We start from the raw sequence: 13,011 nt of genomic DNA, 5'->3' as shown, positions 1-13,011 counted from the left end.
ACGCGCGGTAGCGCGCGTCCGCTCAATTCAATCAAAAATTCTGGAGAACGTCATGGGTCGCCTCGAGGGCAAGTCCGTTATCATCACCGGCGCGGGCAGCGGCATTGGCCGCGCGGCATCGCTGATGTTCACCAAGGAAGGTGCAAAGCTGATCGCGGTCGACAAGACCGAGGGCGTCAACGAAACCGTCGAGCAGGTGCGCAAGGCCGGCGGCACCGCCGAGGCTGTGATTGCTGACGCTGGCATCGAAAACGATGTGAAGGCTTTCATCGCCAAGGCGATCTCGGCCTACGGCAAGCTCGACGCGATCTGGGCCAACGCCGGCATCGGCGGCGGTCTGATCCCGCTGGCAGAGCAGACGCCGGAGCACTGGCAGGAAGTTTTGCGCGTCAACCTGATCGGGCCGTTCCTCGCCGTGAAGCACTCCATTCCGCACATGGTGAAGCAGGGCCATGGCGCCATCGTCTGCACCGCGTCGGTTGCGGGCCTGAAGGCCAACGCCAGCGGTCATCCATATGCCGCCAGCAAGGCGGGCGTGATCAGCCTCGTGCAGACCACAGCCTATTCGCTCTCGGGCACCAACGTTCGCATCAACGCGGTGTGCCCCGGCTTGATCGAGACCGGCATGACCAAGCCGATTTTCGACGGCGCGAAGGAGCGCGGCACCGAAGGCAAGATCGGCCAACTCAACCCGCTGAAGCGTCCGGGCCAGCCGCACGAACTTGCGGCGATGGGTCTATTCCTCGCCAGCGACGAAGCTTCTTACGTCAACGGTCAGGCGTTCCCGGTCGACGGCGGTCTGACCGCGTCGATGCCGTACGCCGGGAAGCCGATCTGATGTCGAGCGCTCCCGCCAAGCCGTTCGTTGCGCAGCATGCCGTCCCGGTGGGCGTGACATCGACGCGCTGGTGGTGGGTGCGTCATGCTCCGGTGCGCGAGGACGGCGGCAACATCTACGGCCAATCCGACATCGGTTGCGATTGCAGCGACAGCGTTGTGTTCGCGGGTGTTGCGAAATTCCTGCCGAGGGATGCTGTCTGGTTTTCCAGCAATCTGAAACGCACGCACCAGACCGCCGCGGCGATCTGGGCGGCGGGGTTGCCGAAGCCCGATCAGATGCTTCACGAAAAGGCGTTCGCGGAGCAGGATCTCGGCGAGTGGCAGGGCATGAATCGCGCCGCGTTCTTTGCAGCGCGTCCAGCATCGATCGCCAGTTACTGGTTCGCGCCCGCGCATGAGCGCGCGCCGGGAGGCGAGAGCTTCAACGATCTGTCGGATCGGACGGTGGCGGGTATCCGGCGCATCAATGCCGCGCACGCTGGCAAGGACATCATCTGCGTATCGCATGGCGGTCCGATCAAGGCGGCGATCGCGCATGCGCTCGGACTTGAGGCGGGGGCGGGATTCGCGTTCACCATCGACAACTGCTCGGTAACGCGGCTGGATTATCTGGCGAGCGATAGCCACAGCGGCTGGCGGGTGCCGATGATCAACCAACAGCCCTGGATTGCCAGCCATGCGCATGATGCGATGCATCAGCCCGCTGGACCGGAAGTCACCAACAAACTCGGATAACAATAAGCGGCAGTGCCGCACGTATAGGGAGAGAACGCATGACTTTGTTCGATATGACCGGAAAGTCGGCCGTCATCACCGGCTCCACCAAGGGCATCGGCCGCGCCATTGCCGAGCGGATGGTGGAGCATGGCGCGCAGGTCGTGATTTCGTCGCGCAAGCAGGATCAGTGCGATCAGGTGGCGAAGGAAATCAACGACAAGTTCGGCAAGGGCAAGGCGATCGCGGTCGCCGCAAATATTTCGAGCAAGGAGAATCTCCAGAACCTCGTCGATGAAAGCACGCGCGCCTTCGGCAAGATCGACGTGCTGGTCTGCAATGCGGCCTCGAATCCGTATTACGGGCCGCTCGCTGGCATTTCCGACGATCAGTTCACCAAGATTCTCGGCAACAACATCGTCGCCAACAACTGGATCATCAGCATGGTGGTGCCGCAGATGATCGCGCGCAAGGACGGCTCGATCATCATCGTCTCCTCGATCGGCGGCCTGAAGGGCTCGACCATTCTCGGCGCCTACGCGATCTCGAAGGCGGCCGACATGCAGCTCGCGCGCAATCTGGCCTGCGAGTACGGCCCGCACAACGTGCGCGTCAATTGCATCGCGCCCGGCCTGATCAAGACCGATTTCGCCAAGGCGCTGTGGGACAATCCGGATAACCTGAAGGCATCCACCGCGCGCTCGCCGCTGCTGCGCATCGGAATTCCCGATGAAATCGCGGGTGCTGCGGTGTTCATGGGGTCGGCTGCCGGTAACTTCATGACCGGGCAGACGGTTGTCATCGACGGCGGCGCAACGATCAGCTGATCGCCTTAAGAATCAAAAAGCCGAACGCGAGTTGCCTCGCGTCCGGCTTTTTTCATGTCGCTTATTCCACAGCCGCGTAGACGAGGCTGCGCACCAGTGTGCGGAAATATTCGCGCTGGCCGGGGCCCTGCGACAGGAAGATCGCAAACAGATCTTCCTGCGGGTCGATCCAGAAGAACGTGCCTGCGACACCGCTCCAGAAAAACTGTCCGACGGAGCCCGCATAAGGAGCCATGCCCGCATCGGTGCGCACCGCGAAGCCGAGGCCGAAGCCATGGCCTGGCGGCAGCAGGTGCGACTCAACCTTGACGTTTGCTGCGAGATGATTGGACGCCATGAACGCGAGCGTCGTGCGCCCGATCACGCGGTTGCCGTCGAGCGTGCCGCCCTTCAGCAGCATCTGGCAGAAGCGCGCATAGTCCATCGCAGTCGAGACCAGTCCGCCGCCACCGGATTCCATCTTCGCGACTTCCAACGGATCGAACAGTGCGACCTTGTCGCCGGTCCATGGATCGGCCGGGAAGGGCTGCGCGATGCGCGACTTGTTGTCCTGCGCGGTATGAAATCCGGTCTCGTTCATTTGAAGCGGGGTGAGGATGCGCTCGCTCAGGAAGGCGCTCAGCGGCTTGCCGGACACAACTTCGATGACGCGGCCCAGAATGTCGGTGGAGCGGCTGTAGTTCCACTCCGTGCCCGGCTGGCACATCAGCGGCATGCTGGCGATCAGCTTGGCGTGTTCCTCGTTGGTGATGTCGCGGCGGAAGGTCTTTGCCTTCGCGTACATCCGCTGCACCATGCCGGCGCCGGTGATCTCGTATGAAATGCCCGAGGTGTGACGCAGCAGGTCCTGAATCGTGATCGGATGCACCGGCAGCGCGAATTCCAGCGCGCCGTTGCGCTCGACACCGACCTTCTGGCTGCCGAATTCCGGAATGTACTTGGCCAGCGGATCGTTGAGCAGGAGATGGCCGTCCTCGACCAGCATCATGATGCCGAGCGACACCAGCGGCTTGGTCATCGAGAAGATGCGGAAGATGCTGTTCGTCGCCATCGCCGTGCTGCCAGCGGGGTCCTGTTTGCCCTGCGCCTCGAACCAGCCGATCTGGCCTCGCCGCGCCACCATCGACACCACGCCCGGCGTCGTGCCCTTGTCGATCTCGCGCTGGAACGCGTCGCGCATCCGCTGTAGCCGCTGTGCGGAAAGGCCAATCGTCTCCGGCTTGGCGGAGGGAAGGGCTGGGGTTGCCTTGGCGGCGCTTGGCGTGGCGTGGACGTTCATGTTGCCTCCGGTTTTTTTGTTCTGAAATCAATGCCAGCCGAAGCTTGGCCCAGAACGCCTGACTTGAACAGAGTGTCATCGCAACGCAATACAATTATAAGTAGACAATCTGCTTTGCTCTCCCCTAACTTTCGCCTGGGCTGAGTAAAGCAAAAACAGCGGGGGCTGTATGTCGAGGATGATGGGGCTGGCACGGCTTGCCGTGCTTGCGGGAGCGCTTGCGCTCGCTGGCTGCAAGACAATCGAGAATTCTCTATCGCAAAACGACATAGCGGGCATGAAACTGACGGACATCTCCGTCAGCTTTGCTCCTGACGCAACCATCCAGTGGGACGATGGCATCCGGGCCTACGCCACGTCGAAATCGATCCCGGACGATCAGATTGCGACAGCGACGAACACACCTGAGGGCAAGGCCTACGTTCGGAATCTTCTGGCGCAACGGATCAAGGCTGGAGTCGACAAGACGATGGCCGGTCATCTGAACGGCTCGCGGCCTGTACGGCTTAACATCGTGGTCCACAGCTTCACGATTTCACCCGCGATCCAGCGAATTGTTGTCGGCGGAGGCCATGGCATGCTTGCCGACGCAAATCTGGTCGATGCACGAACCGGCGCCAGTATCGTGGCTTACCCGAAAATGAATGTTTTTCTTGTCGTCGGACAAGGGGTTTTAGGAACCGCGGTTCAGGCCGCGATCGATCATGCTTCCGAGCAGAGCACGGTCGATAAAATTGCCAGCCGCTACGGCGATAGCTATCGTGATTGGCTGCTTCGAAAATCCTGAGGGCCACTGTTTCGTTGGCCTTCCGCGAATATCTAGAGTGAAGGGTCAATGACGGACGCAGGTGCCAGGAAACTGGCGGAAGACGGCTGGACGATCGTCGAGGACGATGGATTTCTCAATCTGGTGGGGCCGCTCTGGCACCGCGCCAACGACACGACGGGCGAATACGCCATCGTTGCGCAGGCGAAACACAAGAACCGGCGTGGGTTCGTTCAGGGCGGGTTGCTGATGACGCTGGCGGACCGTTCGCTCGGCATGGCTGCGCGAGCCGGGAGCGGCTCTTCCGCCGTCGTCACGATCCAGATGGATACGCACTTCATCGATGCGGCCAAAATCGGAGAAATCCTGATCTCGACGCCGCGCGTGGTGCGCAGCACGCGCACGCTGATTTTCCTGAATACCGAACTGACGGCTGAGGGCCGCTGCGTCGTGATGGCAAGCGGCGTGTTCAAGATCATGAAGGGCGCGGGCTGACCGATCACAAGCTAGCGGCCGGAACGACAAAGGCCGCCCCACCAAGTGGAGCGGCCTTTATTGTGAAACACATCATTTAGAGGCGAACTTACGCCGCCCGCACTTCGCGCAGGAAGGCATCGACCTGCGCCTTCAGCGTTTCGCCGTTCATGGACAGTTCGGCGGCCGATGCGACGACCTGATCGGCAGCGACGCCGGTTTCCCGGGCCGCATCACGAACGCCGACGATGTTCGCCGAGACTTCGCCGGTGCCGCGCGCGGCCTCGGCAACGTTATGGGCAATCTCGCGGGTCGCCGCGCCTTGCTCCTCGACCGCGGACGCAATGGCGCTCGCGATCTCGTTGACCTTGCTGATGGTGTGGGTGATCCCGTTGATGGCCTCGGCGGACGTCTTTGTCGCGGACTGGATGGCGCCGACCTGCGCCGAGATTTCGTCGGTCGCCTTCGACGTCTGGCTTGCCAGTGCCTTCACTTCGGATGCGACGACGGCAAATCCCCGTCCGGCTTCGCCGGCGCGCGCCGCTTCGATGGTGGCGTTGAGCGCGAGCAGGTTGGTCTGTTCGGCGATCTCGCTGATCAGTTTCACCACGTCGCCTATCTTCTGGGCGGCCAGCGCCAGTCCCTGAACTTCCGCATTGGTGTCGTTCGCCTGCTTGGCGGCGTGACCGGCCACCTGCGCTGATTCATTGACCTGCTGGGCGATCTCGTTGATCGAGGCGTTGAGTTCCTCGATCGCGGCGGCGACAGCCTGGGCATTCTGCGATGCTTCTTCCGATGCATCGGCAACCGTCGCGGTCTGCTGCGTCGCTTCTTCCGCCGTGCGGGCCATATTTTCGGCCGTGCTGCGCAACTCGGTCGATGCCGCGCCCACCGCATTCACGACGCTGCCGACGCCTGTTTCGAACCGCTCGGCGAGGGCCAGCACGGTGCTGCGGCGTTCGGCCTCCGAGGCGACACGCTGTTCTTCCTGCGCGGCACGCAACCGGCCGGTTTCAATCAGGCTGTCCTTGAACACCTCGACAGCGCGCGACATCGAGCCGATCTCGTCGCGGCGATCTGCGCCCGGCACGATGATGTCGTGCTTGCCGGACGTCATCACGCGCATCGCGCCTTCGAGTGCCACGATCGGTCGTGCCAGTCCGCGACCTACCCAGGCGGCAATCAGGCCGGCGATCAACACCGCGGCAATGGCGCCGACTGCGAGCCACTTCGCGGAGTTGCTCGCGATCTCGGCGTAAGCCTTCGTGTTGCGTGCGATCTCGATGACGGCGACCGGCTGTCCGGAGAAATTCTTGATTTGGCCGAAGGTGGTCGAAACGGGCTCACCCTTGCGTTCTCCCGACACGATAACGGACTCGCCGGCAAGCGCGCGCTTGACGATGTCGCCGGAAGGTGCGGCTCCTCCGATGGTCGATGCGAGGGTCTTGACGTTGCCGTCATTGATCTGGTGGATCGCGACATCGACTGAAAAGCGGTCCTTCATCGATTTGACGAAAGCATCACCGAACGGCGCGCCCATATCGACCGTGCCCAGCAGGGTGTCACCGTCGAGGATCGGCGTGGTGCCGAAGATATTGAGGACGTCGCGCCCGGCCTCGACGCCGCCGACGGGCTTCTTGGTGGCGAACGCCTGCACGACCATCTTGCGACGGGCGGTGACGTCGTCGCCGAATGCGGTCGGGTTATGCAACCTCGCAAGGGTCACACCCGGCGGAATCTGGATCGTGATGAGTTCGACGCCGAGCGGCTTGATCGAATTCAGGGTGCTGGCGAGCAGTTTTAGCGTGGCATCCCGGTCGCGCGCCTTCACCACCGTCTTGAGTTCGGGCATGGTCGCGAGGGCATTCGCGACAACCTGAACCGTGCGCGTATCCGAGTCCATCGCGCTCATCATGTTGTCGTAGTCGGATTTCAGTTCGCGCTGAAGCGCCAGATCGACCGCGGTCTGTTGCTGCCAAAGGCCGAAGGCGGCGAGGCCGGCACAGGAGGCCGCCGCCACCAGTGAAATTGCGACCATTATCCGGGCAGAAACGGACCAAAGCTTACGCATCGTGTCTCCAAACAATCCTGAGCCAATGACAGAAAATCTGTTGGCAATAACCTAGGAAATTTGAATCAACATCGCGTTAAGGAGTGTCGTTAGGGCGGCTTCGCCGGGCACGCGATGTTCGCCAGGCAGACTTGGCGATTCCGTGAAGGCGCAACCATGCTTCGAAAAGCTAGTTTCTCGGCTCTGTGTCCGGCGCAATCATGCTCAGGTGAAAGACGAGCCCCGACGGCGGGTAGCGGAAGGTGCAATCGCCGCCGAGTTGCCGGCTGAGATTCGAAATCAGCCGCGTGCCGAAACCTTCTTCGTCGGGCGGCGCGACCGAGGGGCCGCCGCTCTCACTCCATATCAGGCTGACGGCGGTGCCTGCATCATCGGGCTGCGCCGTCCAACCGATGGTGACGCGGCCGCTGTCGTTCGCCAGCGCGCCGTACTTCATTGCGTTGGTGCAAAGCTCGTGCAGGATCATCGCCATCGGCACGGCCGTCGTTGGCGGCAGGTCCACCGGCGGTCCCGAAATCACGAAACGATGTCCTCGTTCCTCCTGTAGCGGGGCAATCGCGGCTTCCGCGATTTCAGACAGATCCGCGTGCTGCCAGTTCTTCCGGGTCAGGAGATCGTGGCCGCGCACCAGCGCCTGCAAGCGTTCGTGGAACTGGCGCAGGGCTTCCGGCCCCTGGCTGTGGCGAAAGCTCAAGGACGCGATCGATTGCACGGTGGCGAGGGTGTTCTTGACCCGGTGGGCGAGTTCATGAACCAGAATCTCGCGGCGTTCCTCGGCGGTGGCGCGCTGTTCCTCCCGCATGGCGTTTTCGTCCATCAGCCGGTCGAAGGTCTGCCCGAGCACGCCGATTTCGTCACTTCGGCCCACAATGCCGGTGCGGACGGCATCGTGACCGCGCCGCCAGGCTTCAGCCGTCGCCACCATGCGCATCAATGGCCTGCGGATGATGCCCTCGCCGACAAGCCAGGCCAGCAGGAACGCTACCGCGCTTCCCAGTGCAAACAGCGCAATGCTGTTGCGCACGGCACGGTCAATCGGCTCGAATGCTTCGCTGCGCGCGATGCCGCTACTGACGTAAAGCCCGAACGGGGTCACCGATGCCGGGATGTAGCCGATGATGCGGGGCACACCGTCGATACCGATGATGTCCTCGGTTCCAGGCGCCGCTGCACCGATTCTGCCGAGACTGTCGTCGATCTTCTTGCCGACATATTTTTCGGGGGCCGGTTCGCGTGACACCACGATGCCGTTGCGGTCGGCGATCAGGATGGTGCCGCCGCGTTGTACTCCGCGCTGCTTCAACTGCTTTCCCAGCCAATCAACATTGAGGCCGGCGACAATTGCGCCTGTAACCTTTCCGCCGCGAATGATGGGTGTCGCCAGTGGAATGACGTTGCGGTCGGACACCTGGCTGGCGATGAACGTCCCGATCGCGAATTTCTGCTGGCCTATGGCGGTGCGAAAATAGTCGCGGGTCGCGAGATTGGGGGCTGCCAGGCTTGGCTCGCTGAAACAGCGGATGTTGCCGTCCAGCCCGACGACCAGAATGGAGGTCAGCGGTTCGATATGGGGCCGGACCCGCATGATGTAATCGGTGCATGCCGTGCTGTTGAGCAGGTGGACCTCGTCGGCCTCCGCCACCGTGCGAAGCGCGCCCTGGATGCCGTCGAAAATCTGGCCCACCTCGGAGGCAACGACCTGCGCACTGCGCAGGGCGTCGGCGCGGGCTTCCGCGTACCGGGCGTTTCGCAGGTCAAATGCACCGTAACTGACCGCCGCGAGACCGGGCAGGGACGCAACGAGAGTAAGCGCCAGCAGCCGGTGGGTGAGCGACATGCGGCGTATGGCATTGCGAAGCGGCAAACCGTTTGTTTCCCCCACCGGTTGAGCTTTTCTTGAATGTACGCGGCGCGCCGGATGGCGGCAATCGCCGCAGGGCGGGTTCCGTGACCAAGCGAAAATCGCTGTGAGGGGGCGTGGACGGCGCGAAAATGGTTCGCTATAGAGGCGACTCTGTAGGAGCGTAGCTCAGTTGGTAGAGCATCGGTCTCCAAAACCGAGGGTCGCAGGTTCGAGCCCTGCCGCTCCTGCCAGTTTCTGGCACAATATCCGTACCTTGACCTGACGCCCGTCCCACAGTAGATAACGGCACCTGCTGTCGGCCCGTTTTGACGGATTTCCGGCGCGGCATTGAAATCCCCGGACAATCGAGCCCGCTTGGCGGCTCATCCTTCTAAAGAGGGTTGGGCGCAAGAAACTGTGGCGTGCGAGGGCTGTCCGGATCCCTGAAATAATTCAATCACGCCTGGAACGACGTTCCCGGCACTACGGATGCGGACCCGACGATGGCTTTCAGCCCGTTCAAATTCCTGCAGGAAGTGCGCTCGGAGACCGCCAAGGTCACCTGGCCGACGCGCCGCGAGACCATGATCACCACGATCATGGTGTTCATTATGGTCGCGGTGTCCTCGATTTTCTTCTTCGTCGCGGACCAGATCATTCGCGTCCTGATCACTTTCATTCTCGGCATTCAGGCCTGAGCGCGGAACCGAAACAATGAGCATGCGCTGGTATATCGTTCACGCCTATTCGAACTTCGAGAAGAAGGTCTCCGAATCCATTCGCGAGCAGGCCAAGCAGCGCGGACTGGAAGATCTGTTCGAGCAGGTGCTGGTGCCGACCGAGAAGGTCACGGAAGTGCGCCGCGGCCGCAAGATCGACGCTGAGCGCAAGTTCTTCCCGGGCTACGTGCTGGTGAAGATGAACCTCACCGACGAGGCGTTCCATCTCATCAAGAACACGCCCAAGGTAACGGGCTTCCTCGGCGCGGAAAACAAGCCGATGCCGATCTCGGAAGCTGAAGCCATGCGCATCCTGCATCAGGTGCAGGAAGGCGTGGAGCGGCCGAAGGCGTCGGTGTCGTTCGAAATCGGCGAGAACGTGCGCGTGGCCGATGGCCCGTTCGCGTCGTTCTCCGGTGTGGTCGAGGAAATCGACGAGGCGCGTTCGCGCGTGAAGGTCGCGGTGTCGATCTTCGGACGTGCGACGCCGGTCGAACTGGAATTCGGTCAGGTCGAAAAGGTCTGATCGTTTTCACCGTCACGGTGTGATGGTGATGAGAATGCCGTGGGAGGAGACAGCCGGTCGCCAGCCGCCTGTCGAACCGCACCACGGTCCTTAAGAAGGTCCGGAATGGTCCGGGTCGTTTGAAGGAGTGAAGTATGGCTAAGAAAGTGACCGGATACCTGAAGCTTCAGGTGCCGGCCGGTGCGGCGAACCCGTCGCCACCGATCGGTCCCGCGCTTGGTCAGCGCGGCCTCAACATCATGGAATTCTGCAAGGCGTTCAACGCGCAGACGCAGAAGGAAGAAAAGAACACCCCGATCCCGGTGGTCATCACCATTTATGCGGACCGGTCGTTCACGTTTGAAATGAAGACCCCGCCGATGTCCTACTTCTTGAAGCAGGCGGCGAAGATCCAGTCCGGTTCGAAAGCGCCGGGCCGCGACTCCGCAGGCAAGGTGACCCAAGCGCAAGTGCGCGAGATCGCCGAAAAGAAGATGAAGGATCTCAACTGTGACACCGTCGAAGCGGCCATGAAGATGGTTGAGGGCTCTGCCCGTTCGATGGGTCTCCAGGTAGCGGGGTAACGATCATGGCTGTTGGCAAGAAACTGGTCAAAGCCCGTGAGGGTATCGACCGCGAAAAGCTCTATCCGATCGCTGATGCGGTCAAGATGATCAAGGAACGCGCTTCGGCGAAGTTCGACGAAACCATCGAGATTGCGATCAACCTCGGCGTCGATCCGCGTCACGCTGACCAGATGGTCCGCGGCGTGGTGACGCTGCCGAACGGCACCGGCCGCACGTTGCGCGTCGGCGTGTTCGCCCGCGGCGCCAAGGCGGAAGAAGCCAAGGCTGCGGGGGCTGACGTTGTCGGCGCTGAAGATCTCGTTGAGAAGGTGCAGGGCGGCGCGATCGATTTCGATCGTTGTATCGCAACTCCTGACATGATGCCGCTGGTCGGTCGTCTCGGTAAGGTGCTCGGCCCGCGTGGCATGATGCCGAACCCGAAGATCGGCACCGTCACCATGGACATCGCCAACGCGGTCAAGGGCGCCAAGGGCGGCTCGGTCGAGTTTCGTGTCGAGAAGGCCGGCATCGTGCAGGCTGGCATCGGCAAGGTCTCGTTCTCGGAAGAGAAGCTCGTTGAGAACATCAAGGCGCTGGCCGACGCGGTTGTGAAGGCGAAGCCTGCTGGGTCGAAGGGCACCTACGTTCAGCGCGTTGCGGTCTCCTCGACGATGGGCCCGGGCGTCAAGGTCGAGCCGGGCAGCCTCAACTCCTGATCGGCATTGGCTTGAATGATTTGAAGGCGGAGCAGGGCTAACACCTGCTCCGCCTTTTTCTTTATGTTCCAGTGGAAGTTCAGCAATGCCCCATCAAGTCCTGATCTATTCGCGGTTTCCAAAAGCGCAGATGGTGCGCATCGGCGAGCGCTACGAGTTACTCGACGGCAAGGGCAGGCCACCGACTGCGACCTTCAGCGCCGAACAACTCAAGCCGATCCGCGCGATGATCACGGCGGGCGGGCAGGCGATTCCTCCGGCGGTGCTCGATATGCTGCCGTCGCTGGGCGCGATCATTTGCTACGGCACGGGTTATGACGGCGTCGATCTCGCGGAGACCGCGCGGCGCAAGATTGCCGTCGGCAACAGTCCTGCGGCGAACGCGGCTTCGGTTGCCGATCTTGCGATGACGCTGATGCTGGCGACGACACGACGATTGGTGCCCGCGGACGACTACGTGCGCAGCGGCGGATGGTCCGGCGCGAAACCGTCGCCATCGATGCGTCCGCCCCACGGCATGACCGGGCGAAAGATCGGGATCTACGGCATGGGCGAAATAGGCCGCAAGATCGCGGCGCGTTGCGCGGCATTCGAAACCGAAGTTGCCTACCACAGCCGCAGCAAGCACGACGTGCCGTATGCATATCACGCCAGTCTCGCAACGCTGGCGGAATGGGCCGACATTCTGATGGTGGCGGTGCGCGCAGGCGCGGATACACAGCATGCGGTCGATGCCGGCATTCTCAAGAAGCTTGGCCCGCTGGGAACCATCGTCAACATTTCGCGCGGCTCGGTGATTGATCAAGCGGCACTGGTCGCAGCGCTTGAAGGCAATGTGATTGCGGGTGCGGGTCTCGATGTGTACGAGAAAGAACCGCACGCGCCGGATGCGCTGACGACATTACCTAACGTGGTACTGACACCACACATCGGCGGCCACACCGTCGAGGCTCACATCGCCATGCAGGATTGCGTCATGGCCAATCTCGATGCCTTCTTTTCAGGCAAACCGCTGCGCTATTCGGTGACTGAGGCCGGGAAATAAATCTGTCATCATCGGGGACGCGGATGGGGACAGACATAAGGAACCAGAACACACATTGCGAGGGTTCGTTCCTCGCGTATCGAAAAATATCGCTTCGCCGCAGCGCACATTAGTTTGATTGCTGTTTAGAACGAGTCGAATGTAGGCTTCGCCTTCGATTTTCGAAGGAGATTCCGCGATGGCGGCATTCGTACTCAAGATCAACGGCGGCGAACATCGTGTGGATGTCGATCCGCAAACACCTCTGCTCTGGGCGATCCGCGACGGCGCGGGACTGATGGGCACCAAGTATGGCTGCGGCGTCGCGCAATGTGGCGCGTGCACCGTGCATGTCGATGGCCAGCCGGTGCGATCATGTTCGCTGCCGGTGTCGGCGGTCGGCGCTAGCGAAATCATCACCATCGAAGGCATCAAGAGCCGCGAAGCTCAGGCCGTGCAGAAGGCGTGGGTCGCACTCGATGTGCCGCAATGCGGCTATTGCCAGTCCGGACAGGTCATGAGCGCGGCATCGCTGCTCTCGCTCAATCCGAAGCCGACGGACGAGGACATCGATCTGGCGATGACCGGCAACATCTGCCGCTGCGCCACCTATGTCCGCATCCGCGCCGCGATCCACGACGCTGCCAAGTCGCTGGAGGGCTGAGCC

At 61.9% G+C, this 13,011-nt stretch carries 14 protein-coding genes and 1 tRNA gene; 12 read left to right on the top strand and 3 right to left on the bottom strand.

Annotated features, from left to right (window positions below; translation table 11 throughout):
* Positions 1–52: 52 nt before the first annotated feature.
* From HNQ36_RS08545 to HNQ36_RS08535, 3 genes are read left to right on the top strand one after another with little or no spacing between them, the layout of a single operon-like run.
* Complete coding sequence (locus HNQ36_RS08545) at positions 53–838, top strand: SDR family NAD(P)-dependent oxidoreductase (RefSeq protein ID WP_046826861.1); 786 nt, start codon at positions 53–55, stop codon at positions 836–838.
* Positions 838–1,575, top strand: coding sequence for a histidine phosphatase family protein (locus tag HNQ36_RS08540; RefSeq protein WP_184083816.1), 738 nt, complete (start codon positions 838–840; stop codon positions 1,573–1,575). The genes HNQ36_RS08545 and HNQ36_RS08540 overlap by 1 nt, the downstream gene beginning before the upstream one ends.
* A gap of 38 nt (positions 1,576–1,613) precedes the next feature.
* Positions 1,614–2,381 (top strand): SDR family NAD(P)-dependent oxidoreductase, encoded by a 768-nt coding sequence (locus tag HNQ36_RS08535; protein WP_046826859.1) that lies wholly within the window; start codon positions 1,614–1,616, stop codon positions 2,379–2,381.
* Positions 2,382–2,442: 61 nt separating this feature from the next.
* Here HNQ36_RS08535 and HNQ36_RS08530 read toward each other — a convergent pair whose 3' ends face one another.
* Entirely contained in the window at positions 2,443–3,660 is a 1,218-nt protein-coding gene (locus HNQ36_RS08530; RefSeq protein WP_184083814.1) for a serine hydrolase domain-containing protein, read from the bottom strand.
* Between the two features lie 169 nt (positions 3,661–3,829).
* Here HNQ36_RS08530 and HNQ36_RS08525 point away from each other — a divergent pair, with 169 nt between their 5' ends.
* Both HNQ36_RS08525 and HNQ36_RS08520 read left to right on the top strand, forming a co-directional pair.
* On the top strand, positions 3,830–4,447 hold the full coding sequence (locus HNQ36_RS08525; protein ID WP_184083812.1) for a hypothetical protein: 618 nt from the start codon (positions 3,830–3,832) through the stop codon (positions 4,445–4,447).
* Positions 4,448–4,495: 48 nt separating this feature from the next.
* Entirely contained in the window at positions 4,496–4,921 is a 426-nt protein-coding gene (locus HNQ36_RS08520; protein ID WP_184083810.1) for a PaaI family thioesterase, read from the top strand.
* A gap of 88 nt (positions 4,922–5,009) precedes the next feature.
* On the opposite strand, the gene HNQ36_RS08515 is transcribed toward HNQ36_RS08520, so the two are convergent.
* A complete protein-coding gene (locus HNQ36_RS08515; RefSeq protein ID WP_184083808.1) occupies positions 5,010–6,971 on the bottom strand; it encodes a methyl-accepting chemotaxis protein in 1,962 nt (653 codons plus the stop codon).
* Between the two features lie 169 nt (positions 6,972–7,140).
* On the bottom strand, positions 7,141–8,808 hold the full coding sequence (locus HNQ36_RS08510; protein WP_184083806.1) for a sensor histidine kinase: 1,668 nt from the start codon (positions 8,806–8,808) through the stop codon (positions 7,141–7,143).
* Positions 8,809–8,989: 181 nt separating this feature from the next.
* Here HNQ36_RS08510 and HNQ36_RS08505 point away from each other — a divergent pair.
* The 7 genes from HNQ36_RS08505 to HNQ36_RS08475 all read left to right on the top strand — a co-directional run bounded on the left by HNQ36_RS08505 (position 8,990) and on the right by HNQ36_RS08475 (position 13,008).
* Positions 8,990–9,065: transfer RNA gene (locus tag HNQ36_RS08505), tRNA-Trp, on the top strand.
* A 252-nt stretch (positions 9,066–9,317) separates the two neighbouring features.
* Positions 9,318–9,512, top strand: coding sequence for a preprotein translocase subunit SecE (gene secE, locus HNQ36_RS08500; protein WP_040425885.1), 195 nt, complete (start codon positions 9,318–9,320; stop codon positions 9,510–9,512).
* 16 nt (positions 9,513–9,528) lie between these two features.
* Positions 9,529–10,059: a transcription termination/antitermination protein NusG gene (gene nusG, locus HNQ36_RS08495; RefSeq protein WP_006021087.1), complete on the top strand. Its 531-nt coding sequence runs from the start codon at positions 9,529–9,531 to the stop codon at positions 10,057–10,059.
* 134 nt (positions 10,060–10,193) lie between these two features.
* Positions 10,194–10,622, top strand: a complete 429-nt coding sequence (rplK, locus tag HNQ36_RS08490; protein ID WP_046826852.1) for a 50S ribosomal protein L11 — start codon at positions 10,194–10,196, stop codon at positions 10,620–10,622.
* A 5-nt stretch (positions 10,623–10,627) separates the two neighbouring features.
* Entirely contained in the window at positions 10,628–11,320 is a 693-nt protein-coding gene (rplA, locus tag HNQ36_RS08485; RefSeq protein WP_046826851.1) for a 50S ribosomal protein L1, read from the top strand.
* Positions 11,321–11,405: 85 nt separating this feature from the next.
* Complete coding sequence (locus HNQ36_RS08480) at positions 11,406–12,365, top strand: 2-hydroxyacid dehydrogenase (protein WP_184083803.1); 960 nt, start codon at positions 11,406–11,408, stop codon at positions 12,363–12,365.
* A gap of 178 nt (positions 12,366–12,543) precedes the next feature.
* Positions 12,544–13,008, top strand: a complete 465-nt coding sequence (locus HNQ36_RS08475; RefSeq protein WP_184083801.1) for a (2Fe-2S)-binding protein — start codon at positions 12,544–12,546, stop codon at positions 13,006–13,008.
* Positions 13,009–13,011: the final 3 nt, after the last annotated feature.

It is taken from the genome of Afipia massiliensis (assembly GCF_014203115.1).
In the GTDB taxonomy this organism is placed as follows: Bacteria; Pseudomonadota; Alphaproteobacteria; order Rhizobiales; family Xanthobacteraceae; genus Afipia; species Afipia massiliensis.
This window is presented reverse-complemented; position numbering and strand designations above follow the sequence as displayed.

Excerpts from the sequence above, each read along its gene's own strand:
- HNQ36_RS08545 (WP_046826861.1), top strand. The coding sequence starts at position 53 with ATGGGTCGCCTCGAGGGCAAGTCCGTTATCATCACCGGCGCGGGCAGC.
- HNQ36_RS08540 (WP_184083816.1), top strand. The coding sequence starts at position 838 with ATGTCGAGCGCTCCCGCCAAGCCGTTCGTTGCGCAGCATGCCGTCCCG.
- HNQ36_RS08535 (WP_046826859.1), top strand. The coding sequence starts at position 1,614 with ATGACTTTGTTCGATATGACCGGAAAGTCGGCCGTCATCACCGGCTCC.
- HNQ36_RS08530 (WP_184083814.1), bottom strand. The coding sequence starts at position 3,660 with ATGAACGTCCACGCCACGCCAAGCGCCGCCAAGGCAACCCCAGCCCTT.
- HNQ36_RS08525 (WP_184083812.1), top strand. The coding sequence starts at position 3,830 with ATGTCGAGGATGATGGGGCTGGCACGGCTTGCCGTGCTTGCGGGAGCG.
- HNQ36_RS08520 (WP_184083810.1), top strand. The coding sequence starts at position 4,496 with ATGACGGACGCAGGTGCCAGGAAACTGGCGGAAGACGGCTGGACGATC.
- HNQ36_RS08515 (WP_184083808.1), bottom strand. The coding sequence starts at position 6,971 with ATGCGTAAGCTTTGGTCCGTTTCTGCCCGGATAATGGTCGCAATTTCA.
- HNQ36_RS08510 (WP_184083806.1), bottom strand. The coding sequence starts at position 8,808 with ATGTCGCTCACCCACCGGCTGCTGGCGCTTACTCTCGTTGCGTCCCTG.
- secE (WP_040425885.1), top strand. The coding sequence starts at position 9,318 with ATGGCTTTCAGCCCGTTCAAATTCCTGCAGGAAGTGCGCTCGGAGACC.
- nusG (WP_006021087.1), top strand. The coding sequence starts at position 9,529 with ATGAGCATGCGCTGGTATATCGTTCACGCCTATTCGAACTTCGAGAAG.
- rplK (WP_046826852.1), top strand. The coding sequence starts at position 10,194 with ATGGCTAAGAAAGTGACCGGATACCTGAAGCTTCAGGTGCCGGCCGGT.
- rplA (WP_046826851.1), top strand. The coding sequence starts at position 10,628 with ATGGCTGTTGGCAAGAAACTGGTCAAAGCCCGTGAGGGTATCGACCGC.
- HNQ36_RS08480 (WP_184083803.1), top strand. The coding sequence starts at position 11,406 with ATGCCCCATCAAGTCCTGATCTATTCGCGGTTTCCAAAAGCGCAGATG.
- HNQ36_RS08475 (WP_184083801.1), top strand. The coding sequence starts at position 12,544 with ATGGCGGCATTCGTACTCAAGATCAACGGCGGCGAACATCGTGTGGAT.